This is a genomic window from Clostridium sp. AM22-11AC, from assembly GCF_003473545.1.
Classification (GTDB): domain Bacteria; phylum Bacillota; class Clostridia; order Lachnospirales; family Lachnospiraceae; genus Enterocloster.
Genome location: NZ_QUCM01000028.1, coordinates 1 through 26,749, shown reverse-complemented (window position 1 = coordinate 26,749; position 26,749 = coordinate 1). Strand labels below are relative to the sequence as shown.

27 protein-coding genes are annotated in these 26,749 nt (G+C 46.0%); 26 read left to right on the top strand and 1 reads right to left on the bottom strand.

The window, feature by feature from the left end; translation table 11 throughout:
* From atpA to DW251_RS16155, 18 genes are all read left to right on the top strand, one after another.
* A complete protein-coding gene (gene atpA, locus DW251_RS16240; protein WP_021869050.1) occupies nucleotides 1-1,521 on the top strand; it encodes a F0F1 ATP synthase subunit alpha in 1,521 nt (506 codons plus the stop codon).
* 76 nt (nucleotides 1,522-1,597) lie between these two features.
* Entirely contained in the window at nucleotides 1,598-2,455 is an 858-nt protein-coding gene (gene atpG / locus DW251_RS16235) for an ATP synthase F1 subunit gamma (protein ID WP_021869049.1), read from the top strand.
* A 15-nt stretch (nucleotides 2,456-2,470) separates the two neighbouring features.
* Entirely contained in the window at nucleotides 2,471-3,868 is a 1,398-nt protein-coding gene (gene atpD, locus DW251_RS16230) for a F0F1 ATP synthase subunit beta (RefSeq protein WP_021869048.1), read from the top strand.
* Between the two features lie 17 nt (nucleotides 3,869-3,885).
* Entirely contained in the window at nucleotides 3,886-4,290 is a 405-nt protein-coding gene (gene atpC, locus DW251_RS16225) for an ATP synthase F1 subunit epsilon (protein ID WP_021869047.1), read from the top strand.
* Nucleotides 4,291-4,465: 175 nt separating this feature from the next.
* Entirely contained in the window at nucleotides 4,466-5,575 is a 1,110-nt protein-coding gene (locus DW251_RS16220; protein ID WP_021869046.1) for an L-threonylcarbamoyladenylate synthase, read from the top strand.
* A gap of 27 nt (nucleotides 5,576-5,602) precedes the next feature.
* Nucleotides 5,603-6,280, top strand: a complete 678-nt coding sequence (locus tag DW251_RS16215; protein WP_021869045.1) for a FadR/GntR family transcriptional regulator — start codon at nucleotides 5,603-5,605, stop codon at nucleotides 6,278-6,280.
* A gap of 170 nt (nucleotides 6,281-6,450) precedes the next feature.
* Entirely contained in the window at nucleotides 6,451-7,167 is a 717-nt protein-coding gene (locus tag DW251_RS16210) for a TVP38/TMEM64 family protein (RefSeq protein WP_243035013.1), read from the top strand.
* Nucleotides 7,167-8,123 (top strand): (Fe-S)-binding protein, encoded by a 957-nt coding sequence (locus DW251_RS16205; protein ID WP_118301745.1) that lies wholly within the window; start codon nucleotides 7,167-7,169, stop codon nucleotides 8,121-8,123. The genes DW251_RS16210 and DW251_RS16205 overlap by 1 nt, the downstream gene beginning before the upstream one ends.
* Before the next feature lie 14 nt (nucleotides 8,124-8,137).
* On the top strand, nucleotides 8,138-8,842 hold the full coding sequence (locus tag DW251_RS16200) for a TVP38/TMEM64 family protein (RefSeq protein WP_118301744.1): 705 nt from the start codon (nucleotides 8,138-8,140) through the stop codon (nucleotides 8,840-8,842).
* Between the two features lie 4 nt (nucleotides 8,843-8,846).
* Nucleotides 8,847-9,275, top strand: coding sequence for a C-GCAxxG-C-C family protein (locus tag DW251_RS16195; RefSeq protein WP_118301743.1), 429 nt, complete (start codon nucleotides 8,847-8,849; stop codon nucleotides 9,273-9,275).
* Complete coding sequence (locus DW251_RS16190) at nucleotides 9,276-10,610, top strand: TIGR04283 family arsenosugar biosynthesis glycosyltransferase (protein ID WP_118301742.1); 1,335 nt, start codon at nucleotides 9,276-9,278, stop codon at nucleotides 10,608-10,610.
* 14 nt (nucleotides 10,611-10,624) lie between these two features.
* Nucleotides 10,625-11,707, top strand: a complete 1,083-nt coding sequence (locus DW251_RS16185) for a phosphotransferase (protein ID WP_021869039.1) — start codon at nucleotides 10,625-10,627, stop codon at nucleotides 11,705-11,707.
* Between the two features lie 45 nt (nucleotides 11,708-11,752).
* On the top strand, nucleotides 11,753-12,313 hold the full coding sequence (locus tag DW251_RS16180; protein ID WP_021869038.1) for a rhodanese-like domain-containing protein: 561 nt from the start codon (nucleotides 11,753-11,755) through the stop codon (nucleotides 12,311-12,313).
* A 280-nt stretch (nucleotides 12,314-12,593) separates the two neighbouring features.
* Nucleotides 12,594-14,051, top strand: coding sequence for an NAD(P)/FAD-dependent oxidoreductase (locus DW251_RS16175; RefSeq protein ID WP_021869037.1), 1,458 nt, complete (start codon nucleotides 12,594-12,596; stop codon nucleotides 14,049-14,051).
* A gap of 8 nt (nucleotides 14,052-14,059) precedes the next feature.
* Nucleotides 14,060-15,319 carry an FAD-dependent oxidoreductase gene (locus tag DW251_RS16170; protein WP_243035015.1) on the top strand — a complete coding sequence of 420 codons (1,260 nt, stop codon included), beginning with the start codon at nucleotides 14,060-14,062 and terminating at the stop codon, nucleotides 15,317-15,319.
* Nucleotides 15,316-15,693, top strand: a complete 378-nt coding sequence (locus DW251_RS16165; RefSeq protein ID WP_021869035.1) for a DUF1667 domain-containing protein — start codon at nucleotides 15,316-15,318, stop codon at nucleotides 15,691-15,693. Before DW251_RS16170 ends, DW251_RS16165 begins: the two co-directional genes overlap by 4 nt.
* A 202-nt stretch (nucleotides 15,694-15,895) precedes the next feature.
* Nucleotides 15,896-16,390: a dCMP deaminase family protein gene (locus DW251_RS16160; RefSeq protein ID WP_021869034.1), complete on the top strand. Its 495-nt coding sequence runs from the start codon at nucleotides 15,896-15,898 to the stop codon at nucleotides 16,388-16,390.
* Between the two features lies 1 nt (nucleotide 16,391).
* Nucleotides 16,392-18,161, top strand: coding sequence for a B12-binding domain-containing radical SAM protein (locus tag DW251_RS16155; RefSeq protein ID WP_118301741.1), 1,770 nt, complete (start codon nucleotides 16,392-16,394; stop codon nucleotides 18,159-18,161).
* On the opposite strand, the gene DW251_RS16150 is transcribed toward DW251_RS16155, so the two are convergent.
* On the bottom strand, nucleotides 18,129-18,977 hold the full coding sequence (locus tag DW251_RS16150; RefSeq protein ID WP_118301740.1) for a MerR family transcriptional regulator: 849 nt from the start codon (nucleotides 18,975-18,977) through the stop codon (nucleotides 18,129-18,131). The two genes, DW251_RS16155 and DW251_RS16150, sit on opposite strands and share 33 nt — an antisense overlap.
* A 317-nt stretch (nucleotides 18,978-19,294) precedes the next feature.
* Here DW251_RS16150 and nth point away from each other — a divergent pair, with 317 nt between their 5' ends.
* The 8 genes from nth (at nucleotide 19,295) to DW251_RS16105 (ending at nucleotide 26,557) form a co-directional block, all read left to right on the top strand.
* Nucleotides 19,295-19,975, top strand: coding sequence for an endonuclease III (nth, locus tag DW251_RS16140; protein WP_118301739.1), 681 nt, complete (start codon nucleotides 19,295-19,297; stop codon nucleotides 19,973-19,975).
* A gap of 55 nt (nucleotides 19,976-20,030) precedes the next feature.
* The gene (locus DW251_RS16135; RefSeq protein ID WP_118301738.1) at nucleotides 20,031-20,753 is read left to right on the top strand and encodes a 3'-5' exonuclease; all 723 of its coding nucleotides are present in this window, start codon (nucleotides 20,031-20,033) and stop codon (nucleotides 20,751-20,753) included.
* A gap of 175 nt (nucleotides 20,754-20,928) precedes the next feature.
* Nucleotides 20,929-22,506 carry a VanW family protein gene (locus tag DW251_RS16130; RefSeq protein ID WP_118301737.1) on the top strand — a complete coding sequence of 526 codons (1,578 nt, stop codon included), beginning with the start codon at nucleotides 20,929-20,931 and terminating at the stop codon, nucleotides 22,504-22,506.
* Nucleotides 22,503-23,108: an AIR synthase-related protein gene (locus DW251_RS16125; RefSeq protein ID WP_021869027.1), complete on the top strand. Its 606-nt coding sequence runs from the start codon at nucleotides 22,503-22,505 to the stop codon at nucleotides 23,106-23,108. The genes DW251_RS16130 and DW251_RS16125 overlap by 4 nt, the downstream gene beginning before the upstream one ends.
* Nucleotides 23,109-23,155: 47 nt before the next feature.
* Nucleotides 23,156-23,638, top strand: a complete 483-nt coding sequence (locus tag DW251_RS16120; protein WP_021869026.1) for an Lrp/AsnC family transcriptional regulator — start codon at nucleotides 23,156-23,158, stop codon at nucleotides 23,636-23,638.
* On the top strand, nucleotides 23,635-24,807 hold the full coding sequence (locus DW251_RS16115; RefSeq protein ID WP_118301736.1) for an aminotransferase class I/II-fold pyridoxal phosphate-dependent enzyme: 1,173 nt from the start codon (nucleotides 23,635-23,637) through the stop codon (nucleotides 24,805-24,807). The genes DW251_RS16120 and DW251_RS16115 overlap by 4 nt, the downstream gene beginning before the upstream one ends.
* A gap of 7 nt (nucleotides 24,808-24,814) precedes the next feature.
* The gene (locus tag DW251_RS16110) at nucleotides 24,815-25,330 is read left to right on the top strand and encodes a tRNA (cytidine(34)-2'-O)-methyltransferase (RefSeq protein ID WP_347474687.1); all 516 of its coding nucleotides are present in this window, start codon (nucleotides 24,815-24,817) and stop codon (nucleotides 25,328-25,330) included.
* Between the two features lie 186 nt (nucleotides 25,331-25,516).
* Nucleotides 25,517-26,557, top strand: a complete 1,041-nt coding sequence (locus tag DW251_RS16105) for a hypothetical protein (RefSeq protein WP_021869023.1) — start codon at nucleotides 25,517-25,519, stop codon at nucleotides 26,555-26,557.
* Nucleotides 26,558-26,749 lie beyond the last annotated feature (192 nt).

Here is a 26,749-nt window from a genome sequence, read left to right as displayed (position 1 = left end):
ATGCAATTAAAACCGGAAGAGATATCCAAAGTCATCCGAAGCCAGATCAAATATTACCAGAATGCTATTGAGCAGAGCGAAACAGGAACCGTTCTGATCGTAGGTGATGGTATTGCCAGAGTAAGCGGCCTGACCAACTGTATGTCAGGAGAGCTGCTGGAGTTTGAAGATGGCACCTTCGGAATGGCTCAGAACCTGGAAGAAAACAGCGTTTCCGTCGTTCTGTTCGGTTCTGATCAGGGGATCAGTGAAGGACAGACTGTTAAGCGTACAGGAAAAGTAGTAAGCGTACCTGTAGGCGAGGCAATGATCGGACGTGTTGTAAATGCGATCGGCCAGCCAATCGATGGCGCAGGCCCTATTGAGACAACCGAATACAGACCGGTAGAATCACCGGCACCCGGCATCTGCGACAGACAGCCGGTTAAAGAACCATTACAGACTGGTATCAAGGCAATCGACTCCATGATCCCAATCGGTAGAGGACAGCGAGAGCTGATCATCGGCGACCGTCAGACTGGTAAGACCACCATCGCTACTGATACCATTTTAAACCAGAAGGGCAAAGACGTTATCTGTATTTATGTTGCTATCGGACAGAAACGTTCTACTGTTGCCAGCCTGGTAGCTGAACTGCAGGCAGGCGGCGCTATGGATTATACCATCGTTGTTGCTGCAACTGCATCTGAGACAAGCCCATTACAGTACATTGCACCTTACTCAGGCTGTGCAATGGGCGAGTACTTTATGAACAAGGGAAAACACGTACTGATCATCTATGATGACTTAAGTAAGCATGCGGTTGCATACCGTGCACTTTCCCTTCTGATCCGCCGTCCACCGGGCCGTGAGGCTTATCCTGGTGACGTATTCTACCTGCACTCCCGTTTACTGGAGCGTGCAGCAAAGCTTTCTGATGAAAAGGGAGGCGGTTCCCTTACAGCCCTTCCGATCATCGAGACACAGGCAGGTGACGTATCTGCATACATCCCTACCAACGTTATTTCCATTACCGACGGACAGATCTTCCTGGAGACAGAGCTGTTCCACTCCGGTATCATGCCAGCTGTAAACCCGGGTATCTCCGTATCACGAGTTGGTGGTAACGCACAGATCAAGGCAATGAAGAAGGTTGCCGGAACCCTGAAACTGGTATACTCCCAGTACAGAGAGTTACAGAGCTTCGCACAGTTCGGTTCTGACCTGGATGCAGATACCAAGGCACGTCTGGCACAGGGTGCACGTATCGTGGAAGTCTTAAAGCAGGGAAGAAGTACACCTGTACCTGTAGAGAAGCAGGTTGCTATCCTGTATGCCGTTGTAAAGGGTGTCCTGACTGATGTTGCAGTAGAAGATATCCAGGCATATGAAGAAGGACTTTATACATTCCTTGACAGTGACGCACAGGGCGTAGCTGCTATGGAAGGTATCCGTACCACCGGAAAACTGGAAGGCGAGACAGAAGAGAAGTTAAAAGCTGCTTTAGCTGACTATACCGACCGGTTCTTAAAGACCAGATAAGAGTGATATCGGGTCCCCTGCTGCCTTCATTTTGGGGGCGCGGGGGCTGATGATATGAATTATAAGGAGGGAACACATGGCTGCAAATATGAAAGCCGTGAAGCTCCGTATGAAGAGCATACAGAGCACCATGCAGATCACCAAAGCAATGGAACTGGTGGCATCCTCCAAGCTGCGTAAGGCAAAGGAACGGGCAGACGCAAGCCGGCCTTATTTCCACACTCTGGAAAACACACTGAAACAGATCGCTGCAGGCAACACAGACCTTTCTTCCGTGTATACAAAGAAGAGCAAAAGTGAAAAATGGTGCTATGTAGTGATCGCCGGTGACAGAGGACTGGCAGGTGGATACAATTCCAACCTGTTTAAGGAAATGGAGAGCGAAACTGCCGGGAAAGACTACTGCGTACTTCCAATCGGAAAGAAAGCAGTGGAATACTACAAGCGCAGGGGCATACAGCTGGTAACGGAAGACTTCGCAGAGGCAGGAGATATCTCTGTATCTGACTGCTTTGAGATCGCAGCCTTACTGTGCAGGGCATTCAAGGCCGGTGAATTCGGTCATGCAGCCCTTGGCTATACCAACTTTGTCTCCATGCTTTCCCAGAAGCCGGGTGTATCATCCATGCTTCCGTTAGAAGACCTTTCAGGGGAAGAAAAGGATATGAAACAGATCCATTCCCTGATCTTATATGAGCCGGACAGCGAAACGGTGTTTGACGCCATCGTGCCGGAGTATCTGGCTGGTATGGTATATGGTGCCATGTGCGAGTCTGTTGCCAGTGAGCTGGCAGCGCGAAGGACAGCAATGGATGCCGCATCCAAGAATGCAGGAGAGATGATCGAACAGCTCAGCCTGTATTACAACCGTGCCCGTCAGGCCAGCATAACCCAGGAGATCACTGAGATCGTAGCTGGTGCAGAGGAGCCTTAAAGAGGAGATAGATATATGACAGAGAAACACATTGGAAAGGTGGTGCAGGTTACCGGACCGGTACTGGATATCCGGTACAAGGAAGGGGAACTGCCTGCACTGCTGAACGCGATTGAGATCGACATCAACGGTCATAAGCTGATCGCAGAAGTTGCGCAGCAGATCGGTGATGACGTAGTGCGCTGCATCGCCATGAGTTCTACAGATGGACTTGTGCGTGGTACAGACGCAGTAGATACAGGAAGCCCTATTACCGTACCTGTAGGCGATGAGTGCCTGGGACGTGTATTTAACCTGTTAGGCGATCCTGTAGACAATAAACCTGCTCCGGAAGCAAAAGAGCGCTGGGCGATCCACCGCCAGGCTCCGTCTTACGAAGAGCAGACACCTGCAACTGAGATCCTGGAAACAGGTATCAAGGTCGTAGACCTGATCTGCCCTTATGCAAAGGGTGGTAAGATCGGTCTGTTCGGAGGTGCAGGTGTAGGTAAGACAGTCCTTATCATGGAGCTGATCCACAACGTAGCAACTGCACACGGCGGTCTGTCCGTATTCACCGGTGTAGGAGAGCGTACCCGTGAAGGAAACGACCTTTACGGAGAAATGCAGGAAAGCGGCGTTATCGATAAAACTGCCTTAGTATATGGTCAGATGAACGAGCCGCCGGGCGCACGTATGAGAGTTGCCCTTTCAGGCCTTACCATGGCAGAGTACTTCCGTGATGTTAAAAATCAGGACGTGCTTCTGTTCATTGATAACATCTTCCGTTTCACCCAGGCTGGTTCTGAGGTTTCCGCGCTCCTTGGCCGTATGCCTTCCGCAGTAGGTTACCAGCCAACACTGGCAACAGAAATGGGTGCTTTACAGGAGCGTATCACTTCTACCAAGAAGGGATCCATCACATCCGTACAGGCTGTATATGTACCTGCGGATGACTTAACTGACCCGGCTCCTGCAACCACATTCACCCATCTGGATGCAACCACCGTACTTTCTCGTGATATTGCCAGCCAGGGTATTTACCCTGCAGTAGATCCTCTGGATTCTACCAGCCGTATCCTGTCCCCTGAGACAGTAGGCGAAGAGCATTATCAGGTAGCACGTTCCGTACAGAGAGTGCTGCAGCGTTATAAGGAACTGCAGGATATCATCGCCATCATGGGTATGGACGAACTTTCTGAAGAAGATAAGCTGACCGTATCCAGAGCACGTAAGGTACAGAGATTTTTATCCCAGAGCTTCTCCGTAGCAGAGCAGTTCACAGGTATGAAAGGCCAGTACGTGCCACTGAAAGAGACTATCCGCGGATTTAAGAAGATCTTAGACGGCGAATGCGATGACATCCCGGAGAGCTGCTTCCTGTTTGCGGGCACCATTGATGATGTATACGAAAAAGCAAAACAGCAGCAGTAGAAGGGAGGAACAGGTATATGACGACCTTCCATTTACAGATCGCGACCATGGACGGAAATGTATTTGACGGCCAGGTACAGAGCGTATCCTGCCGTACCATCCACGGAGACCTTGCCATTCTGGCCCGCCATATGAATTACTGCACGGCCATTGGAATGGGAACAGCCCATGTAGTATTAGAGGACGGAACAGAAAGGAAAGCAGCCTGCATCGGCGGAATGCTGACCATGATGAACGGCGAATGCCGTCTGATCCCAACTACCTGGGAGTGGAGCGAAGACATCGACGTAGCCCGTGCTGAAGAAGCAAAAAAGAGGGCAGAAGATAAACTGAGCCAGTCCGGTATGGATGACAAAGAAGTAAAGCTGGCAGAAGCAAAGCTTCACCGTGCGTTAGTCCGTATTGGAACTGTAGGGAAATAAAAGATTTAAAATAAAAGGCTTCAGGCTGATTTTAGGCAGTCGTGAGAATGTTAGTGTTCTCACGACTGTTTTTTCTTTTGGAAATATGCTATACTCTGAAGGTGGGTTTTGCCTGCGTCAGCGCAGGGAACCTGAGTCTATAAGCAAAAAGCACACATAAACGGAGAAATTCACTATGGAAACCAAACGAATTAAAATAAGTGATACCAAAAATATAAATGATGAAGAATTAAAAGAAGCTGCCCAGATCTTACGTGACGGAGGTCTTGTTGCATTTCCAACAGAAACTGTATATGGTTTAGGGGGAAATGCCTTGGATGAGAAAGCGGCAGGAAAGATCTACGCTGCAAAAGGCAGACCTTCCGACAACCCTCTGATCGCTCACGTATCCTGTGCAGCGGAAGTTACACCACTGGTAAAATATATTCCGGAAGCAGGAAAGAAATTAATGGATGCGTTCTGGCCAGGTCCGTTGACTATTATCTTCCCAAAGAGTGATATTGTACCTTATGGAACCACAGGTGGACTGGATACAGTAGCAGTGCGTATGCCAGTTGATCCGGTTGCAAACCGTCTGATCGCACTGGCTGGTGTGCCGGTAGCAGCGCCAAGCGCCAATACTTCCGGCCGTCCAAGCCCTACTACTGCTGATCATGTATGGCAGGATTTAAACGGCAAGATTGAGATGATCATTGACGGTGGTCCTGTTGGGATCGGTGTGGAGTCTACGATTGTAGATGTCTCCGGTGATGTTCCTGCAGTTTTACGTCCAGGTGCTATTACCATGGAAATGTTAAAAGATGTTTTAGGGGAAGTGACCATTGACCCGGCTATCTTAGGACCGATGGCAGCTGGTGTCCGCCCAAAAGCACCAGGCATGAAATATAAACATTATGCTCCAAAGGCAGATCTGACTCTGGTGGAACCTGCAAATGTGGCAGAAGCCAGAAAAACAGGGGAAGCCGTTGCCATGACACAGGAGCAGGTAAACGCTATGGTGGAAACTGTGTGGAAACTGGCAAAAGAAAAAATAGATGCAGGATACAAAGTAGGCATCATCTGTACCGATGAGTCAAGATCCCATTATCCGGAGGGGGAGGTACGCAGCATCGGTGCCAGAAAGAGCCAGGCATCTGTAGCCCATAACCTGTATGCCCTCCTTCGTGAATTTGATGATTTAAAAGTAGACTATATTTATTCCGAAAGCTTCAGTCAGGATCATTTAGGACAGGCCATTATGAACCGTCTGTCCAAAGCAGCCGGATACCAGATCTATAAAGTCTGAGAAGAAAGAAAAACAGGATCTATGGAAATGAAATATACAGAAAAACAGACCTTAGCAGAAAAAACAGCCCAGAACCTTTTGGAAATGATCCAGGAGAAAGGTTACGGAGCGGGAGATAAACTGCCTACAGAGGCGGAACTGGTGGAAACACTGGGGGTCGGGCGAAACACAGTGCGGGAGGCCCTGCGTATCCTTATGTCCCGGAATATCGTTACCATCCGTCAGGGCTCAGGAACCTTTATTTCCGACAAAAACGGGGTGGCAGATGATCCGTTAGGCTTCTTTATGATGGATGACAGACGCCAGCTGACCGAAGATCTGCTCCAGGCAAGACTGATCCTGGAACCGGCACTTGCAGCGCTTGCAGCCCAGAATGGTTCAGAAGAAGAAATCAAAGAACTGGAATACATTTTAAAAGAACTGGAAGGACTGATCCGGGATAAAAAGGATTATTCCGAAAAAGACTCCCAGTTCCATGCCCAGATCGCAACCTGTTCCCACAACCGTGTTATGACCAATCTGATCCCGGTGATCACAGAGGGAGTACGTGTTTTTGCGGACTCTGTGGAAGAAACAGAATATGAGCAGACTTTATTGTCCCACAGGCGCATTTTTGAAGCCATCCGTGATGGACGGGGAGAAGATGCAAGACAGGAAATGTATTTTCATTTGATGTATAACCACAACCGGTACAGAAAAGAATAAGAGATGACCATGTATAGAAAAAGCGCGCCAATGGCGCGTTTTTTGTTGTCTGATTATAAATATATTTATAGAAAATATCAATAAATAGCATATATTCACCAAATATATCAATAGGACATTAATGGGAATTAATGGTAAAATAGTTGTACGTTGTATACAGGAGAAATACAGTGCAGAAACAAAAAGCAGGTAAAAGAAAAATATATGTATTTGCAGTAGGGATGATCTTACTGTTCCTGATTGGAAAATATTCTGGCTGGTCCGGGCGGCTGTTAAATGGGGATCTTACCCAGGCATTACAGCATATAACAGTAGAAAATCTGCCTGCTGCCATTTTCATATATCTGGTGGTTACCGCAGTGGGAAGTGTAGCTTTCGCTTTGCCGGGGATCAGTTTTGCAATCCTTGCGGGACTGCTGTTTGGTCCGGTGTTGGGGACGATCTGCTGTACAGTTGCAGCTACTTTGGGAGCAGTTGCAGCTTTTCTCTTAGGCAGATATTTTCTGAAAGATACAGTAGGGGCAGCTGCCAGAAAAAATCCATATCTGCGCCGCTTACTGTTTGATGAAACAGGGAAAAAACAGATCTGGATCCTGATGATCACCCGGCTGGTTCCTTTGTTTCCCTATAATCTGCAAAACTTTGCCTATGGGGTAACAGACATGCCACTTAAAACCTATGCGGTTGGAACTTTTCTTTTTATGCTTCCGGGAACTGCCATGTATACATTTGGAACAGCAGGTCTGGCAGATCCAAGTATAAGAAAAGCCTGTTTCCTTGGGGCCGCTATATTAGCGGTGGCAGTAACAACAGCAGGTGTCCTGTTAAAGAAAAAAGTCCTTGCAGAACAGGAAAAAACGGATCTGAAAAATGGAGATGAGATGTGATGAAAGAGTCGGTCACAGGCTGTACCCACTGCGGCGTATGCACAGAAAACTGTGAGTTTTTAAAGAAATATGACCTAACCATCGGAGATACAGAAAAACTTTCCAAGATGGCATATCACTGTTTCCTCTGTGGAAAATGTTCCAAAGTCTGTCCCCAGGGGATTGATGGACGGGAAATAGTACTCCAAATCCGAAGACACCGGGTAAAAGAAGCAGGCGGCAGGATACCTGAAAAGGGTTATGGGATGCTCCTGTGGGAGAAAGAAGATTATAAATTTCGCAGATACACAGGAACGGGAAAAACAGCATTGTTTTTCGGCTGTAACTTTCCTTCTTTTTATCCGGAGACTACCCGTTATCTGGGGAAACTGCTGGCAGAAAAAGCAGATGCATTTTCTGTATTTGACTGCTGTGGGAAGCCGATAGCCGAGCTGGGACTGGAAGAAAAAGAAACAGTGATCCTGGAACGCTTAAATAAAAAGCTCCTGGAAGCGGGGGTAAGAGAAGTGGTTATGGTCTGTCCAAACTGTTATGCTTTTTTGAAAGACAAACTTTCTGTTCCGGTGATCAGTATTTACGAAAAATTACAGGAACTGGGGCTGGGAAACAGGATCATGGAAGAGCAGAATATTTTCCTTCCATGTCCGGAACGTGAAAAGAGAGAACTTTTAAAACAGATACGGTCATTTCTGACAGCAGAACCGAAGATCCTTTCCAGCGCAAATTGCTGCGGCCTTGGAGGCTGCGCAGCATTGAAAGAACCGGAACTTGCAGGTCAAATGGCAAAGTCAGCAGGCAGTATACAGAATACAAGCGTGTATTGTGCCTCCTGTGCCGGAAATCTCACAAGAGCCGGCGGAAAAAATATAAAACATCTGCTGGTACAGATCCTTGGAAGAGAAGAAGTGCCGGATGTAAGGCATTCTCTGTGGAACCGGGTTCGTGCAGGAAGATAGAAGAGGGAGAAAGTATGAAGAAGAATAAAAATAAATGGATCGAAAAGGTGATCCTGATCGTTTGCGTGGTAGCAGCTATAGCTGTATACATGGCAGTACCGTCCGTACACCAGGGCATGAATCGTGTTTTTGCCATGTTTGCAACCGGTGATTTTACCGTGCTTCGCGATTTTGTAGCGTCCTATGGAGCCTATGCAGCGGCATTATCTTTTCTGTTAATGATCCTGCAGTCCATTATCGCGCCATTGCCTGCATTTCTTATTACCTTTGCCAATGCAAACTTATTTGGCTGGTGGAAGGGAGCTATTTTATCCTGGTCCAGTGCTATGGCAGGCGCAGCAATCTGTTTCTACATTGCAAGGATCTTAGGTCGTGATGTGGCTGAAAAGCTGACCAGCCGTTCCGGTCTGGCACAGATCGATACATTTTTTGAAAAATACGGAAAAAATACGATTCTGATCTGCCGTCTGCTGCCTTTTGTATCTTTTGATATTGTAAGCTACGCAGCAGGACTTACATCTATGTCCTTTTCCTCCTTCTTTATTGCAACGGGAATTGGACAGCTGCCTGCAACCATTGTTTATTCTTATGTAGGCGGCATGTTGACCGGCGGAGCAAAGTTATTTGTTACAGGGCTTCTCATTATCTTTGCCCTGTCAGCGCTGATCTTTATGATGCGCAGTATTTATATGGAACATATGAAAAAGAAAAGAGGATAAGAACATGACAAAAGAAGAAGTCTGTCAGTTGTTTATGGCCGGTATTGACTGTTCTCAGGTAGTGACCGGCGCATGTGCAGAAAAAATGGGAATGACCAAAGAACAGGCAAGGAAAATGTCAGCCTGTTTCGGAGGTGGAATGATGTGCGGGGAGACCTGCGGCGCTGTGACCGGCGCGTTAATGGTCCTTGGAATGGTATTTGGGCACAGTGAAGAAAATGACGGCGACCAGAAGGGCGTCATGGCAGGAAAAGTGGCTGAATTTAAGAAGCGTTTTCTGGAAAAATATCCTTCCGATATGTGCCGTGAGATCCTGGGACATGATATTTCAAAACCGGGAGAAATGGATAAGGTGCTGGAAAAAGGCCTTATGTTTGATCTCTGTCCGCAGATTGTTCTGGATGTGCTGCCTATTTTAGAGGAGCTGGTTTAAATGAGACAGGCGCTGATCCTTTTTACAAGGATCCCGGTACCGGGAAAGACAAAAACCCGGTTGATGCCCTATTTTTCACCAAAGCAGTGTGCGCAGCTGCATACCTGTTTTCTGAAAGATATCAGTGAACAGTGCAGAAAAGTAAAGGCCGACTGTTTTGTATGCTATGCAGCCGAAGACGGGGATGTGAAGGAACTTAAGGATATCCTTGGGAAGCAGAAAGAATATTTTCCACAGACAGGTAAGTCCCTGGGGCAGAGGATGTATCACAGCCTGGAATATGTTCTGGGGCTGGGATATGACGTTTGCCTTCTTATGGGGACAGATATTCCAGAAGTCAGCAGCCCGGATCTGGAAAAGGCTTTTCAGGTATTGAAAGAAAAAGACGCTGTTTTTGGAAGAACGGCAGATGGCGGCTATTATCTGGTTGGTATGAAGCGGCCCATACCTGAGGCCTTTGGCTTAAAGCAATATGGTCACAGCCATGTGTTTGAAGATACTTTAAAAGAACTTTCAGATGCAGGAATAAATGTTGGATTTACAACGAAACATCAGGATATGGATACGCCGGAGGACCTTCAATGTTACAGATGGCGGATGCGTCAGGACAGGAGACTTCAGAACAGCCATACAGGCCGGTATCTGGCAGCAAATGTAAAAATATCTGTGATCATTCCGGTCTATAACGAGGCAAAGACCATAGAAGCTATGAAAAAGCAGCTGTATCCCTACCGCTCCCGCTGTGAGATCCTTTTTGTAGACGGAGGAAGCACAGACGGGACGCCGGAAATGATCGGACCGGATTTTAAACTGCTCCGTTCTGAAAAAGGGCGGGCCAATCAGATGAATCTGGGAGCAGAGGAAAGCCATGGAGATATCCTGTTTTTCCTTCACTGTGACAGTGAACTGCCCCCAAGACCATTAGAAGAGATCCGCCGGGTGATGAAAGACCACAGCGCGGGCTGTTTTGGGATCGCCTTTCATTCCGGGAATTTCTTTATGTTTACCTGCCGGGTCATTTCCAATCACAGGATCAAGGATCGGAAGGTGATGTTTGGGGATCAGGGGATCTTTATTGACAGGAAGCTGTTTTTACAGGCAGGAAAATTTCCGGTGATCCCGGTTATGGAAGATTACCAGTTTTCATTGACATTAAAAGAAATGGGAGTCCGGCTGGGAATGGCGAAAAAGCGGATCTATACATCGGATCGCCGCTTCCCAAAAGGTACGATACCCAAATTAAAATTAATGTGGAAAATGAACCGGTTAAGAAAAATGTACCGGGATCATGTTCCAATAGAAAAGATCGACCGGTTATACCGGGATGTAAGGTAGGTGAGCCGCAGGTCATGGAACGGACGAAAGGATTAAAAGAATACATTCAAACAAAAGAGTACCGGGAAAGCCTGGGGCTGTCTGGACAAGTGACAGAAACCTATACCATGCTTGCCCAGGGAGAATACAACCGCAATTATACCTTTACTCATCCCATAACGGGACAGAAGCTGGTGCTGCGGATCAATTTTGGCAGCCAGATGCATTTAAAAGACCAGATCCTATATGAATACAGGGCATTGAAGCTGTTGGAAAACTCCGGGCGTACGCCAAAAGCTATTTATGCAGACGGAAGCTGCAAAAATCTTCCCTATGGTGTTATGGTCATGGAATTTCTGCCAGGACATAGTCTGGATTATAAAACAGAACTGTTTTCTGCCGCAGGCTGTCTGGCAGATATACACAGTGTAAAAATGCCGGAAACCCATTCGCTGATCCAGCCAAAAGAACCTTTAAAAGCCATACTGGAAGAGTGTGAAGCCATGGTAAAGACCTATATGGAGTCAGAATTGGGGGATGAGCAGAAAAAACGCAGGATACGCAGCCTGTTAGACCAGGGCTGGAAGGCAGTGGAAAATTTAGAAACGGATATTCCCTATCACTGCTGTATCAACACAGAGTTAAATTCTACCAATTTTCTTGTTAATGACAGGAATGTTGATGGCAGAAGGATCAATGAGAATAGTGTTGGTGAAAAAACGGGTGACTGCATAAAAGACAATGAAAAAAAAGCATATCTGGTAGACTGGGAAAAGCCATTGTATGGAGATCCCGCCCAGGATCTGGGACATTTTCTGGCGCCTACGACTACCTTCTGGAAAACAGATGTGATCCTGGATCAGGATCGGATAGATGCCTTTTTAGATACATATATAGAAAAAGTAAACGGCCGTTTTGATACTACAGGCTTAAAGGAGCGGACCTATATTTATATTCCGGTCACCTGCCTGCGGGGCATCACCTGGTGCGCTATGGCATGGGTACAGTATCAGCAGCCGGATAAAGAGATATTCAACCAGTCCACCTTTGATAAGCTGGAAGCATATCTTTCTGATGAGTTTTTAAGCCGGATCGAGAACATCTGGAACCGGTTTTAAACTATAAATAAATATATTTTTTTATTCACAAGGAGGAACTTTATTATGAAGAAACAGTGGAGAGTTTTATTTTTAGCAGCAGCGGCAGCAGTCGTTATGTCAACAGGATGCGGTAATTCTGCATCTACACAGACCACAGCAGCAACAACTGCAGCTGAGACTACAGCAGCTGAAACCACAGCAGCAGAGGCAAAGGCAGAAGAGTCTGAGGCTGCAGCAGAGGTAACTTTCGGCGGAAACCGTACAGAAGAAGACATTGACTGGCAGTATGTAGATGGCAAAGACGCAGTTGCAGCAGTAGGCAGCGATGACGTTCAGTTCTTAGATGTACGTGATGATGACACCTATGCACAGGGACATTTAAAGGGATCCCTGCAGTGCGGATTAAAAGATTTTGAGAGCGCAGATGCACAGAAGGCAATGTACGAACTGGCACAGACCATGGATTCTTCCAAGCCTGTATACATTCTCTGCTACAGCGGTAACAAGTGTGCAAAGACCGCGATCGCTGTTATGAAGGACGCTGGTTTTGATACCAACGAACTGTTCATCATCAAAGACGGTGCAAAGGGCAAAGATGTAGCAGCAGCTCTGGTTACAGAATAATATCTGTGATCTGCCAAATTTATCTTTAAGAGTAAAATTCAGCGAAAATATCAGCAAGAAGCAGCCTTACTCAAAAATGGGTAATGGCTGCTTTTTTGCTGCAATATATACTGAGAACGTATCAGAGATCCATTTGTTGACTATAGATTGAATTTATCCTATAAATTTACAAAGAAAATCAGAAATACATTGACTTATATTGTCATATATGATAAATATAAAATATATTCATGGGATGAATTTAAAGCAAAATAAAATGCTGAACACAGGAGGCAGGAAAATGAAGGAGATGTATGATGTTCTGATCATCGGTGGTGGCGTAGTGGGAAGTGCCATGGCCAGAGAAATGTCCCGGTACCGTTTAAAGATCGGTGTGCTGGAGAAAAATCTGGACGTATGCAATGAGACCAGCGGTCGAAATTCCGGTGTTGTCCACGGTGGTTTCGCCTATGACAGAGGAAGCTTAAAGGCAAAACTTTGTGTAGAAGGAAATAAGATGATGGGAGATCTGGCAAAAGAGCTGGATTTCCATTTTATCCGCTGCGGTAAGGTGCTGGTAGGAAATACCGAGGAAGATATGGAGACCTTAAAGCGTACCATGGAGCAGGGAAAAGACAACGGAGCTACTAACCTGGAGCTGATCGATGAAAAACGCCTTCATGAGCTGGTTCCTGCAGTAGTAGGAAAATTTGCCATGTTTTCCCATAACAGCGGTATCGTAGATCCCTTTGGCTATACCATTGCCCTGGCAGAAAATGCCCATGCAAACGGTGTGGAGTATCATTTTGGCTGTGAAGTGACTGCAATCCGGAGAGAAGATGATGATACTTATGAAATAACCACAACCAAGGGAAACTTTAAGACCCGCTGGGTAGTAAACTGCGCAGGCCTTGGCTGCGGCAAGATCTCTGATATGCTGGGGATCACCGGCTACCGCATCATCGGTTCCAAGGGAGATTATATTATCCTGGATAAGCGCACCGGACCGCTTCTTCCTATGCCTGTTTATCCGGTTCCAAGCAACACCTATATGGGAATTCATGTGACAAATACCACAGACGGAAATGTGATCATCGGCCCTAACGCAGATATGGTAACAGATTTTACTTATTACGGTGTGCCTCAGAAAAATATGGATTATCTGGCAGAAAGTGCTTCTGACCTGTGGCCATGTATCCATAAGGCAGATTATATCCGCAATTATTCTGGTATCCTTCCAAAATGGGTAGATGAAAAGGGTGTGATCCAGGATTTTAAGATCGAGATCAAAGACGAGATCGCGCCTCATGCATTAAACCTGGTAGGTATCGAGTCACCGGGACTGACAGCAGCAGTGCCCATTGCCAGATACGCCATTGAACTGATGAAGGAAAGAGAAACATTAGAGGAAAATCCGGATTTCAACCCGGTGAGAAAAGGAATCCGCCATTTCGCCCAGTGCACCAAAGAAGAGCAGGCAGAGCTGATCAAAGAGAACCCGGATTACGGCGAAGTGATCTGCCGCTGCGAAAAGGTGACAAAAGCAGAGATCCTTCAGGCAATTCACAATCCATTAGGCGTAGATACTATGACAGGTGTGAAATACAGGACCCGATCCATGATGGGACGGTGTCAGGGGGGCTACTGCCAGATGCGTATTGAACAGCTGATCGAACAGGAACTTGGCAAAAAAGAGACAGAAGTGCAGTATGAGCGGGAAGGTTCTAATGTCTTATTTGGAAAGGTACGGGAGGTGTGACTGTGAACATGGAACATAAAACAGAAATGTGGGAAATAGAACAGGCAGATGCAGTGATCGTAGGCGGCGGCCCGGCAGGTCTGGCAGCGGCTGTACGCCTGTATGAAAACGGGATCACAGATATTCTGATCCTGGAACGTGAAAAACAGTTAGGCGGCATTTTACGTCAGTGTATCCATGATGGTTTTGGACTGGCCCGTTTTAAAACTACACTCAGCGGACCGGAATATGCCCAGAAATTCATTGACCTGGCAAACGAAAAGAAGATCCGTTATCTTACTGATGCAACTGTTCTGGAGATTTCAGAGGATAAAGTGATCACAGCAGCCACTCCTGATGGTCTGAAACAGTGGAAAGCCAAAGCTGTGATCCTGGCAATGGGATGTCGGGAGCGCACCAGAGGGGCACTTGGCATACCAGGAGAGCGGCCAACTGGAGTGTTTACAGCAGGAGTTGCCCAGGCATATATGAACCTTTATAACCGTATGCCTGCAAAAGAAGTGGTGATCTTAGGTTCCGGTGATATTGGAATGATCATGGCCCGCAGACTGACCTTGGAAGGTGCCCATGTAAAGGCAGTTTTTGAGATCCAGCCATATCCAAGCGGCCTTCCAAGGAATATTGAGCAGTGCTTAAATGATTACAATATCCCATTGTATTTAAGCCATACAGTGACAGAGATCCACGGAGATAAGCGTCTGACCGGCGTAACTGTTTCAAAAGTAGATGAACATATGAGGCCGATCCCGGGAACGGAAGAGGAATACAGCTGTGATACACTGATCTTATCTGTTGGTCTGATCCCGGAAAATGAACTTTCCCTGGATGCAGGAGTAACACTGGATGCAAGGACAAAAGGCGCTACAGTAGATGAATATTTCCAGACGGACCGGCCGGGAATTTTCGCAGCAGGAAATGTCCTTCATGTGCACGATCTGGTGGATTTTGTATCCATGGAAGCAGAAAAGCTGGCAGACTCCGCAGCCCGGTATATCAAAGAGGGAAAACTGCCTGCATGTGAGATCCAGGTAAAGACTGATAAAAATATCAATCATACGGTTCCACAGAGGATCTCCGGAACAGAAGACTGTTGTCTGTCCCTGCGTGTGAACCGGCCATTTAAGGACTGTGTTTTAGTTGTAAGCCAGAATGGAAAAGAAATTGCCCGCAAAAAGATGAAAAAAGCCCTTCCGGCAGAGATGATCCATATAGATTTAAAAGCAGAAAAACTGGAAAATAAAGGAGATCTGGAGGTGAAGGTAGAATGACAAGAGAATTTACATGCATCATTTGTCCAAATGGCTGTGAAATAAGCGCAGATTATGAGATACAGGCAGATCAGTCCGTAGTGATCCATTCATTAGAGGGCGCCACCTGCAAAAGAGGAGCAGAGTATGTAAAACAGGAGCTGACAGATCCGAAGAGAAACATTGCAACCTCCGTACTGGTAGAAGGAGGAGAACTGCCTCTTGCCAGTGTACGCCTTACTGCCCCGATCCCCAAGGCGCGTATTTTCGATGCAATGGATGAGATCAAAAAATGCCGCCTGAAAGCGCCTGTGAAAGCAGGTACCGTTGTGATCAAGGGAATAGTAGGTCTGGATGCAGACGTGATCGTGACCAAGAATGTGGCTAAGGCATAAATAGCGGTCGTTACATTACCTGCAGTGTAATGCAGGAATAGCAGTAATTCTATACACAGGAGCAGCTGATCCGGCTGCTCCTTCTTGCATTTTAAGGTCGTCTATTATATGATAATTATAAATATTTTTAAGAATTGCGAGAGTGCGAAGCACGCAGCAATCCGGTATCATAGTTGAAATTGATGCAAGAAGGAGAAATACAATGTCAGATAAACGTGTTGATTATATTACATGGGATGAATATTTTATGGGAGTTGCCACTCTTTCCGGCAGACGTTCCAAAGACCCAAGCACCCAGGTGGGGGCATGCATCGTAAGCCAGGATAACAAGATCCTTTCCATGGGCTACAATGGCTTCCCAAAGGGATGCTCCGATGATGAATTTCCATGGGGCAAGGAACATGAACTGGACGATCCGTACAATGCAAAATATTTCTATTCCACCCACAGCGAGTTAAATGCCATTTTAAATTACAGAGGGGGAAGTCTGGAAGGAAGCAAATTGTATGTAACTCTTTTCCCGTGTAATGAGTGCGCCAAGGCCATTATCCAGGCGGGTATTAAGACCATTATCTATGGCGGGGACAAGTACGCCCATACACCGGCTGTAAAAGCATCCAAGCGCATGTTAAATGCAGCAGGCGTCCGTTATTATCAGTACCAGCCTACCGGCCGCAAGATCGAGATCGAGGTGTAAAATGAAGGTTCTTTTAGCCGCGATCAATGCAAAATATATCCACTCCAATCTGGGCATCTACAGCCTGAAAACTTATGGGGAGAAGATGTTAAAAGAATGGGGACTGGCAGAGCAGGCGGAGATCTCTCTGGCAGAATACACCATTAACCACCAGATGGAGCAGATCCTTCAGGATATTTATAAGCGTAAGCCGGATGTCATTGGATTTTCCTGTTATATCTGGAACATTTCCTATGTGAAAGTGATACTGGCTGACATAAAAAAGGTGCTTCCAGATGTGAAAATATGGGCAGGAGGCCCGGAAGTTTCCTATCATGGGGAAGCCTTTTTGAAAGAAGAACCGGCAGTGGACCTTGTTATGATGGGGGAAGGAGAGATCACCTTCGCCCATTTTCTAAAGGCACTCCTTGAAGGAGAAGATTTAAAACAGGTTCCCGGTCTTATGGTGCGAAATGCTGATGGCACATTTACAGATACAGGTTTTCGCCAGGTAATGGACATGAGCCAGATCCCATTTCCCTATGCTTTTATGGATATGAAAGAACTGGAACACCGCATTATCTACTACGAAAGCAGCAGAGGATGTCCTTTTTCCTGTGCCTACTGTCTGTCTTCCATTGATAAGAAACTGCGTTTTCGCAGCCTGGATCTGGTACTGCCGGAACTGGAGTGGTTCCTTCAGGCGAAAGTGCCCCAGGTAAAATTCGTAGACAGAACCTTTAACTGTAAAAAGTCCCATGCAATGGCTATCTGGCAGTATATCAGGGACCATGATAACGGCGTTACCAATTTCCATTTTGAGATTGCAGCGGATTTGTTAGATAAGGACGAGCTGGATCTGCTTTCCACCATGCGCCCGGGACTGGTGCAGCTGGAGATCGGCGTTCAGTCTACCAATGAGAAAACATTGGAAGCCATCCGGCGCAAAACCGACATCGAAGAGATACGTGAGATCACAGAAACCATCAACAGCTGGCACAACATCCACCAGCATCTGGATCTGATCGCAGGACTTCCATGGGAAGATCTGGAAAGCTTTAAAAAGTCCTTTAATGACGTATATGAAATGGAGCCGGAGCAGCTGCAGTTAGGCTTTTTAAAGGTATTAAAAGGCTCTTATATGGAAGAACTGATCCCGACCTGTGACCTGCTTTACAGTGCCGCGCCGCCTTATGAGGTGCTGTGTACCAAATGGCTTTCCTATGGGGACGTGCTGGAATTAAAAGATATCGAAGAAATGACGGAAGTTCATTACAACAGCCGTCAGTTTACCTGTACTTTAAAAGAACTGGAAAAGGAATTTGATACTCCTTATGAAATGTTTTCCTTTATGGCAGGTTATTACAACAAAAATCATTTGTTTGGAATCAGCCACAGCCGCATTGCCAGATATGAGATCCTCTGGAAGATAATACAGGAGAGATTGGAAAAAAATGGAAAATGTGAAACTCAGGGAAAGCCGGAAAATGGTGGAGTTTCTGAAAAACTGGAACAATACCGTGACCTGCTAATGACCGACCTGTATCTTCGTGAAAATGTAAAGAGCCGCCCAACCTTTGCAAGAGATTTAAGCGACTCCAAGGACTTTGTCCGCGAATTTTTCCAGAGGGAAGAGAAGACACCAGAGCATTTATCTGGCTACGAAGGCTACGATTCCAGGCAAATGGCAAAAATGGCCCACTTGGAACCATTAAGAGACGGAACCTATCTGTTGTTTGATTACAAAAAGCGGGATCCATTAAGCTATAATGCCCGGACAGTCCGGGTTTAATGGGATCTGGATTTCTGTGATAAACTGGGACTGGTCATGGGTAAGACCATAGTCGATGAGAGTCATTTCCAGAGCAAAGCTTTCTGGCGCAAGTCCCTCGTCCTTAAAATAGGACAGAAGTTTTTCATAAAATCCCGGCGCCTGCTCATGACTTCCGTGAAAACGGACAATAGCCCAGGTGCTTTCCGGGATGCGGATGACCTGACCATTGATAGGATCATCCTCTTCCAGAATGATAAAAACAAAATCATAAGGCTTAAAACGATGTGCCTTTAAAGAGTCATAAAACAGCCCTACTCCTACTTTTCCCAGGAAAATAGAAGCAGGGCTGTTTCCCTGTTCCATTTCCCGGATCGAATACTCCAGATCCAGATAATTTTCCGGATTTAGCTGTTTTTTCATGCAGGCCAGCTGTAGAGGTGACTTTTTCTCTAAAAAGATCTCTCCTGGATGAGCGGAAAGCGCTCCCTGGATCTGATTTAAACGGTTTTTTATCTGATGCTCAATTACAGTCAGTTCCTGTTGTTTCTTATGCACCTGTACCAGCTGCTTTGACAAAAGCTCCTGGATGCGCCCGGTATCCCTGTTGTGAAGAAAATCCCCGATCTCTTCCAGTGGCATGTCCAAGGCCCGCAGGTAGCGTATTGTATTTAAACATTCAAACTGACGGATGCTGTAATACCGGTATCCAGTGTCCGGATCCGTATACTCCGGCGTTACCAGCCCCGTCTTGTCATAGTGGCGCAGAAGGCTGATACTTAAATGAAACAGACGGGCCACTTCGCCGATCTGGTATAAATCTTTCTTTGACTGCATGTTTTATCCTCTTTTATCCTCTCAAACATTATATGTCCTTTCAGAGTCTTTCATGCACCTGCTTTTGCGGCCGATTTTCCGGCAGCGCTCCCGAATTTCCTCAACGTACGCACCGCGTACGCCTCAGAAATTTGGGAACAACTGACAAAAAATCTTTTCACAAAATCAGGCACAGAAAAACTCCGAGATAACATTTACCTTTTCCACATTTTCCTTTATTATAGACACAGGAAATGGAATTGTAAAATGCAAAACAGGAAATAAAACTGAAGCGGAATAAAAGCGAAAGAAAAGTAGAATTAAAGGATAAAAAAGATATGATCAAAATGACAGCAAAATTAAAAGAACGGATCGTTCATATATTATCAGCCTTAGACAAAGAATATGGCACTGACTTCATCTGCTATTTAAACTACGAGACCCCATGGCAGCTTCTCATTGCGGTGATCTTAAGCGCCCAGTGTACAGATGCCAGAGTGAATATTGTAACAGCCGATCTTTTTAAGAAATATCCGACCCTGGAAGATTTTGCGGCGGCTGATCTAAAAGAACTGGAACAGGACATCCATTCCATTGGATTTTATCATATGAAAGCCAAAAACATTATCCAGTGCGCGAAGCGGCTGGTGGAAGAATATGGGGGCGTTGTGCCGGAAAAACTGGAGGATCTTCTTACACTGGCAGGCGTAGGACGAAAGACGGCAAATGTGATCCGGGGAAATATCTACCATGTGCCAAGTATTGTAGTAGATACCCATGTAAAGCGTATTTCCAGGAAGCTGGGCCTTACAAAAGAAACAGAGCCGGAAAAGATCGAAGCGGACCTTATGAAGGTGCTGCCAGAAGATCACTGGATCCTCTGGAATATCCATATCATCACACTGGGACGGACCATCTGTACAGCCAGAAAACCGGACTGCGGGAATTGTTTTTTAAAACAATGGTGTCCTGCCTGTGAAGTGCCGGCAGTTTTCAAAGAAACAGAAAAAATAGATTAAACAGGAAAATGTAAAATCATAAAACTTCTGACATAATAGAAAGGAATACGTCGAAATGACTGACTCATACATAGCCCTGGACTTAGAAACCACAGGTCTGGAGCCGAAAAAAGAAAAAATAACGGAGATCGCAGCTCTGAAAGTAGAGCATGGACAGATCACAGGCCGTTTCGTAACTCTGGTAAATCCAAAACGGCCGCTGACAGAAAGGGTCGTGGAATTAACAGGCATCACCGATGACATGTTAAAAGATGCTCCTGTAATTGAGGATATTATAGGGGAAGTGCTGGAATTTATCGGAAACCTGCCTCTTTTAGGTCACAACATCCGCTTTGACTACAGTTTCTTAAAACAGGCTGCAGTGAACCAGAAAATGGAATTTGAATGTGAGGCAGTGGATACACTGAAAGTGTGCCGGAAACTAATGCCGGAGCAGGAAAAGAAAAATCTGGGAAATGCCTGTACCTATTATAAGATCGAACAGCCCCTGGCGCACCGGGCAGAGGCCGATGCATTATCCGCCCATTTCCTGTATCAGAAGCTGGTTGCCCTTTATGGAGAAGAACAGCCGGAACTCTTTGTGACAACCCCTTTAAACTGCCGGATGAAGCGGCAGCAACCGGCAACGAAAAGGCAAAAAGAATACTTGCAGGATTTATTAAAATGTCATAGAATAGACATAACTGTGCAGTTAGACGATATAAGCCGGAGCGACGCTTCCAGACTGATCGACAAGATCATCCTCCAGTACGGACGGGTGAAGCCACAGAATAAATGAGGTGATAAAATGTTAAATATGAGAGACCCTAAAGTAAAGAAGATCATTTCTACTGTTATCGTTGTAATTCTGGTACTTGCCATGATCGTACCAATGGCACTGAGCGCACTGATGTATTAATTAAATGCTGCTTAAATGCAGCACTGATTAAAACGGTAAAAGATTAGGAGAATTTATGGGAAACAGGACATTAAAAGCAGGCCTTTTTGCAGCACTGGCTGCCGGGGCTTTATGGGTGCTTCCCATGAGTGCATGGGCGGCACCGGTATTTCCTGAAGGTATCAGCGCAGACGGGGAAAGTCTGGCTGGAAAAACCTGGGAAGATGCCCTGCATACAGCAGAAGAAAAAGTGAAAGATCAGGCGGGTACATCCGTTGCCTTAACCATTGAGGACAAAAAGGCAGAGACTACAGCCGGAGAGCTGGGCTTTCACTGGAGCAATCAGGATGAAGCTGAAAAAGAGCTAAAAAGCTATGTAGGCGGAAGCCTGATCCGTCAGTATATGAACAAAAAGGATCTGGAAAAGGCACCAGTGGATGTTTCCATCAAGACAGCAGCCGATCCGGATAAGATAAGAGATTTTGTAGATACCCATTGCGACGGAGTACTGGCACAGCCTCAGGATGCGTCTATCCGCAGAGAAAACGGCGCATTTGTGATCACAGAGTCTGTTTTAGGAAAAGTCGTGGATGCAGATGCCACGGCTTCCGCTTTAGATACAGCTTTTGAGGGATTAAAAGACTCTAATGGTGAAATCTCTGTCCAGGCAGTGATCATAGAAGAACAGCCAGCTATTACTTCCGATGATCTTAAGACCATAGAAGATGTTTTAGGAACCTGTACCACTGACTTTTCCAGCAGCGGCGCGGCACGTTCCACCAACCTTGCAGTTGGTGCGGGAAAGATCAACGGTCGTGTGCTTATGCCGGGAGAGGTGATCTCCGGTTACGAATGCCTTCAGCCGTTTACTCTTGAAAATGGCTACAAGACAGCGGCAGCCTATGAAAATGGTCAGGTAGTAGACAGTATCGGCGGTGGTGTCTGCCAGATCGCTACTACACTGTATGATGCGGCACTGCAGGCAGAAATGGAGATCGTTCAGAGACAGAACCATTCCATGATCGTAACTTATGTAAAGCCTTCTATGGATGCAGCCATTGCAGGCACTTATAAAGATATTAAAATTAAGAATAATTACAGCACACCTGTATATATCGAAGGATATACATCTGGAAAGAAGCTGACTTTTACTCTCTACGGAAAAGAGACCAGACCTTCTAACAGACAGGTAGAATATGTTTCAGAGACCATAGGCACGACTAATCCAGGAGAGCCGCAAATGATCACGGATAAGAGCCTTGCACCAGGTGCAAAGGTGAAAGTACAGTCTGCCCATACCGGATATAAGTCCAGACTCTGGAAGGTAGTGACCGTAGACGGCGTGGAACAGGAGCGTACCCTTTTAAATGAGGATACTTACAATGCTTCCAAAGCCATTTACCGTGTAGGACCGGCCCATGCGGCACCTGCACCGGTACCAGAGCAGACAGCACCTGCCACTACACCTGAAACAGCAGAAAATCATACACCTGAAACTGCCCAGACAGAACCGGCTCAGACAGAGGCGGAACATAAAGCAGTTACAGGAGAAAATGGCGGACCGGGAGTTGTTCCCACCACTGCAGCGCAGCCCGCGGGGGATAATGCTGGTGCGGAAAGCCCGGCCAGTCCCGCACAGGAGGAAAATCCATGAGAACAGCAGGACAGGGTCCGGGCGGATTTGAAAAAAGAGATGGCTTTATAAAGCCAGGTCAGGATCTGGTAGTGGCTGGTTTTGCCGGTCTTGCCGGAACCAGACAGATCTTCCAGAAAAAAAGGGAAAAACTGGAAGGGCATTTTGCGCCTTCTTTCCTTAGATGTCTGGAAGAAAAAGACAGCTACAACGTAAAAGAGTGGCTTGAAAATGAATTAAAGCAGAAAAATTGTCCGGTTACAGCCTGGGAATACGCAGGAGAAGGCGGTATTCTCACGGCAGTATGGAATTTATCCGGTATTTATAACGTAGGCGTAGACATTGATCTGCGCATGATCCCTATGAAACAGGCAGTAGTGGAAGTATGTGAGATCTTTGAGGTCAATCCTTACCGTCTTTTCAGTGAAAACTGCGTGATCTTAGCCTGTGACAGAGGCGGCCAGATGGTGCGAAGCCTCAGCGCACAGGGGATCCCTGCAGCAGTGATCGGCAGCGCAGAAAAGGGAATTGCCCGTGTTATACGCCACGGAGAGGAAACAGCCGGATATTTAGAGCGGCCAAGAGCCGATGAACTGAGCCGTATTGACGGCAATACCATATAAGAATATATGATTTTAATATTGTGATTTTAATATTGGAGGAAGTTATCATGAGGGAAAAAATTCTGGCGGTGATCGAAAAGAACAGCAGGATCGATATCAAAGACCTGGCGGTATTACTTGGTGAAAGTGAGATCGCAGTGGCCAACGAGATCGCCGAGATGGAAAAAGAGCACATTATCTGCGGATACCACACTCTCATTAATTGGGATAACACCAGTGAAGAAAAAGTAGTAGCCCTGATCGAAGTAAAAGTAACTCCTCAGAGAGGTATGGGCTTTGACAAGATCGCAGAGCGCATCTACCAGTATAATGAAGTAAACGCTGTATATCTGATGAGCGGATCTTTTGACTTTACCGTATTTATCGAAGGAAAGACCATGCGCCAGGTAGCACAGTTTGTATCTGACAAATTAGCTCCTATGGAGTCTGTATTAAGTACAGCAACCCACTTTGTACTGAAAAAATATAAGGACCACGGCACCATTATCAGTGAGCCGGTCCAGGATGAAAGGATGCTGATCACACCATGAGAAACCCCTTATCTGACAAAATCGTAAGTATCCCGCCCTCCGGGATCCGTAAATTTTTTGATATTGTAAATGAAATGGAAGGCGCTATTTCCTTAGGTGTAGGCGAGCCGGATTTTGACACTCCCTGGCATATCAGGGAAGAAGGCATCTACTCCCTTGAAAAAGGCCGTACCTTCTATACTTCCAATGCAGGTTTAAAACAGTTAAAGGATGAGATCTGTAATTACTTAAAGCGTCGTTTTGAAGTAAGCTATGATCCGGATACAGAAATTATGGTAACAGTGGGCGGAAGTGAAGCCATCGACGTTGCCATGCGTGCTATGTTAAATCCGGGAGATGAAGTACTGATCCCACAGCCAAGTTATGTTTCCTATCTTCCATGTGTTACTCTGGCAGATGGTGTTCCGGTGATCATTGAATTGGAGGAAAAAGACCAGTTTAAGCTGACTCCTGAGAAGCTGCTGGAAAAGATCACTGACAAGACTAAGATCCTGGTCCTTCCATTCCCTAATAACCCAACCGGCGCTATTATGGAAAAACATGAACTGGAAGAGATCGCAAAGATCGTCATTGAAAAAGACCTGTTTGTAGTAACAGACGAGATCTATTCTGAATTGACTTACCAGAGAAAACACGCTACTATTGCAGCATTTCCAGGCATGAAAGAGCGTACCGTCCTGATCAACGGTTTTTCCAAGTCCTATGCTATGACCGGCTGGCGTCTTGGATATGCGGCAGCGCCAGACCTGATCTTAAAGCAGATGTTAAAGATCCACCAGTATGCTATTATGTGCGCGCCTACCACCAGCCAGTATGCAGCAGTTTCCGCACTGAAAAATGGTGATCCGGATGTAGAGATGATGCGTGAGTCCTACGACCAGCGCCGCAGATTTTTATTAAATGCATTCCGTGAAATGGGAATCGACTGCTTTGAGCCATTAGGCGCATTCTATACATTCCCAAATATCAGCCGTTTTGGTATGACTTCTGAGGAATTTGCTACCAAGCTTCTGATGGAAGAAAAGGTAGCTGTAGTTCCTGGAACGGCCTTTGGTGCCTGTGGAGAAGGCTTTGTACGTATTTCCTATGCGTACTCCTTAAAGAGCCTGAAAGAGGCGTTAAGCCGTATTGAGCGCTTTGTAAAGCGCCATGATGGAAAGGCAGAATAAGATTATGATGAATGTTGTACTTTTAGAGCCGGAAATGCCCTCTAATACAGGAAATATCGGCCGTACCTGTGTGGCTACCAACACCAGACTCCACCTGATCGAGCCTCTGGGCTTTAAGTTAAATGAAAAAGCTTTAAAAAGAGCCGGTCTGGATTACTGGGATAAATTAGATGTACATGTATACAGCGATTACCAGGATTTTCTGGAGAAGAACCCGGATGCCCCGGGAAAAATGTATTTTGCTACCACAAAGGCACATAAAGTCTACTCAGAAGTAGACTACGAGCCGGACTGCTATCTTATGTTTGGAAAAGAAAGCGCCGGTATCCCGGAAGAGATCTTAGTGGAAAATGAAGATCACTGCGTCCGCATCCCTATGTGGGGCGAGATCCGTTCCTTAAACCTGTCAAATTCCGTGGCAGTGGTGCTTTACGAGGCCCTGCGCCATAATGATTTTGAAAAAATGGCATTAGAAGGCCAGCTTCATCACATGAAGTGGAAAGATGGCTGGGAACAGAAATAAATGAACCAATTGTCCTCCTGCGTTTGCAGGGGGACTTTTTGTGTCTGTAAACATTTAAGGGCAAAAACTTCCGCATAATCAGGCCTTTGTCTACATAGTCTGTAAAAGCAGTAAAAGACAGTTTAAGTGAAGATCATGGAAAACTGTAAATGTGGTCAGAGGTTTGAACTTGGTGGGAGGGTTAAAATGAATGAAAGATACCAGGAGGTTTTAGAACAATATGAAGTGGAGACCCTGTCTGTGCGAAAAGGCAGGGGCGCCTGGATCTGTGAAACCGATAAGGGACTGAAGCTTTTACGGGAATATAAGGGGACTGTGCGCAGACTGGAATTTGAAGATCAGGTATTGGAATGCCTGGATACCAGGGGAAGTCTCCGGGCAGATCAGTATGTACGTAACCAGGAAGGAGCTCTTTTAAGCAAAGCCGGGGATGGAACAGGTTATATTATGAAAGAATGGTTTTCTGACAGGGAATGTAATATCAGGGACAGCTATGAGATCCGTCAGGGGATTTCCCGGCTTGCCATGCTCCATGGCCAGCTGCGTCAGATCCCTGTAAGAGAAGAATGGAATATGGGGTCGATCTGTATAGAAAGCCTGGAAAAAGAGCAGGAACGCCATGTAAGGGAAATGAAGCGTGCCAGGAATTTTATCCGGGGCAAACGGGGAAAAACAGAATTTGAACTTTGTGTAATAGACAGCTTTGATCATTTCTTTGACCAGGCAAAAGAAGCCGTAAGGCAGATGAACAGCCTGTTTCCAGAAAACGGGATCACTGACAGGCTGGAAGCCGCGGAACTGGCGCCGGAAGGATCCGGGGAAAATCAGGGCTATCTCTGTCACGGCGACCTGGACCAGCATCATGTACTTATGGGAAATGGTTACACAGCGATTATTGAATATAACCGCATGCACCTGGGAGTCCAGGCAGAAGACCTGTACCGGCTTATGAGAAAAGTAATGGAAAAACATAGCTGGGACTGTGATCTTGGCATATCCATGTTAGACTCCTATGAACGGGTTCGCCCTATGGATAAGAAAGAGCGAAAATGCCTTTACTATATGTTCCTGTTTCCGGAAAAGTACTGGAAGCAGCTGAATTTTTATTATAATACCAATAAAGCATGGATCCCGGCGAAGAGCACGGATAAGTTAAAGAGCCTTAAAAACCAGGAAGGTGCCAGAGGACGGTTTTTGAGTAGGCTGGAAGCCGTATTAATGAGTTAGAGGATCATATGTATGAAATGCCCTGAAAAGTCCTTAAAATTCGGGGCATTTTTATTGTTGACTTTTTATTATTGTTTAAACTTTTTATACTTTTAAAAAAATTTAAAATTATTAAAAAAGTTGTTGACAAACGCTTTGTGATTTGCTATTATAATCTTCGCGCTTGAGAGAGCAGCAAATGTTTCGAAAGAA

What these genes read in the sequence shown, in the direction of transcription:
- atpA (WP_021869050.1), top strand. Translation starts at nt 1, where the DNA reads ATGCAATTAAAACCGGAAGAGATATCCAAAGTCATCCGAAGCCAGATC.
- atpG (WP_021869049.1), top strand. Translation starts at nt 1,598, where the DNA reads ATGGCTGCAAATATGAAAGCCGTGAAGCTCCGTATGAAGAGCATACAG.
- atpD (WP_021869048.1), top strand. Translation starts at nt 2,471, where the DNA reads ATGACAGAGAAACACATTGGAAAGGTGGTGCAGGTTACCGGACCGGTA.
- atpC (WP_021869047.1), top strand. Translation starts at nt 3,886, where the DNA reads ATGACGACCTTCCATTTACAGATCGCGACCATGGACGGAAATGTATTT.
- DW251_RS16220 (WP_021869046.1), top strand. Translation starts at nt 4,466, where the DNA reads ATGGAAACCAAACGAATTAAAATAAGTGATACCAAAAATATAAATGAT.
- DW251_RS16215 (WP_021869045.1), top strand. Translation starts at nt 5,603, where the DNA reads ATGAAATATACAGAAAAACAGACCTTAGCAGAAAAAACAGCCCAGAAC.
- DW251_RS16205 (WP_118301745.1), top strand. Translation starts at nt 7,167, where the DNA reads ATGAAAGAGTCGGTCACAGGCTGTACCCACTGCGGCGTATGCACAGAA.
- DW251_RS16200 (WP_118301744.1), top strand. Translation starts at nt 8,138, where the DNA reads ATGAAGAAGAATAAAAATAAATGGATCGAAAAGGTGATCCTGATCGTT.
- DW251_RS16195 (WP_118301743.1), top strand. Translation starts at nt 8,847, where the DNA reads ATGACAAAAGAAGAAGTCTGTCAGTTGTTTATGGCCGGTATTGACTGT.
- DW251_RS16190 (WP_118301742.1), top strand. Translation starts at nt 9,276, where the DNA reads ATGAGACAGGCGCTGATCCTTTTTACAAGGATCCCGGTACCGGGAAAG.
- DW251_RS16185 (WP_021869039.1), top strand. Translation starts at nt 10,625, where the DNA reads ATGGAACGGACGAAAGGATTAAAAGAATACATTCAAACAAAAGAGTAC.
- DW251_RS16180 (WP_021869038.1), top strand. Translation starts at nt 11,753, where the DNA reads ATGAAGAAACAGTGGAGAGTTTTATTTTTAGCAGCAGCGGCAGCAGTC.
- DW251_RS16175 (WP_021869037.1), top strand. Translation starts at nt 12,594, where the DNA reads ATGAAGGAGATGTATGATGTTCTGATCATCGGTGGTGGCGTAGTGGGA.
- DW251_RS16170 (WP_243035015.1), top strand. Translation starts at nt 14,060, where the DNA reads ATGGAACATAAAACAGAAATGTGGGAAATAGAACAGGCAGATGCAGTG.
- DW251_RS16165 (WP_021869035.1), top strand. Translation starts at nt 15,316, where the DNA reads ATGACAAGAGAATTTACATGCATCATTTGTCCAAATGGCTGTGAAATA.
- DW251_RS16160 (WP_021869034.1), top strand. Translation starts at nt 15,896, where the DNA reads ATGTCAGATAAACGTGTTGATTATATTACATGGGATGAATATTTTATG.
- DW251_RS16155 (WP_118301741.1), top strand. Translation starts at nt 16,392, where the DNA reads ATGAAGGTTCTTTTAGCCGCGATCAATGCAAAATATATCCACTCCAAT.
- DW251_RS16150 (WP_118301740.1), bottom strand. Translation starts at nt 18,977, where the DNA reads ATGCAGTCAAAGAAAGATTTATACCAGATCGGCGAAGTGGCCCGTCTG.
- nth (WP_118301739.1), top strand. Translation starts at nt 19,295, where the DNA reads ATGATCAAAATGACAGCAAAATTAAAAGAACGGATCGTTCATATATTA.
- DW251_RS16135 (WP_118301738.1), top strand. Translation starts at nt 20,031, where the DNA reads ATGACTGACTCATACATAGCCCTGGACTTAGAAACCACAGGTCTGGAG.
- DW251_RS16130 (WP_118301737.1), top strand. Translation starts at nt 20,929, where the DNA reads ATGGGAAACAGGACATTAAAAGCAGGCCTTTTTGCAGCACTGGCTGCC.
- DW251_RS16125 (WP_021869027.1), top strand. Translation starts at nt 22,503, where the DNA reads ATGAGAACAGCAGGACAGGGTCCGGGCGGATTTGAAAAAAGAGATGGC.
- DW251_RS16120 (WP_021869026.1), top strand. Translation starts at nt 23,156, where the DNA reads ATGAGGGAAAAAATTCTGGCGGTGATCGAAAAGAACAGCAGGATCGAT.
- DW251_RS16115 (WP_118301736.1), top strand. Translation starts at nt 23,635, where the DNA reads ATGAGAAACCCCTTATCTGACAAAATCGTAAGTATCCCGCCCTCCGGG.
- DW251_RS16110 (WP_347474687.1), top strand. Translation starts at nt 24,815, where the DNA reads ATGAATGTTGTACTTTTAGAGCCGGAAATGCCCTCTAATACAGGAAAT.
- DW251_RS16105 (WP_021869023.1), top strand. Translation starts at nt 25,517, where the DNA reads ATGAATGAAAGATACCAGGAGGTTTTAGAACAATATGAAGTGGAGACC.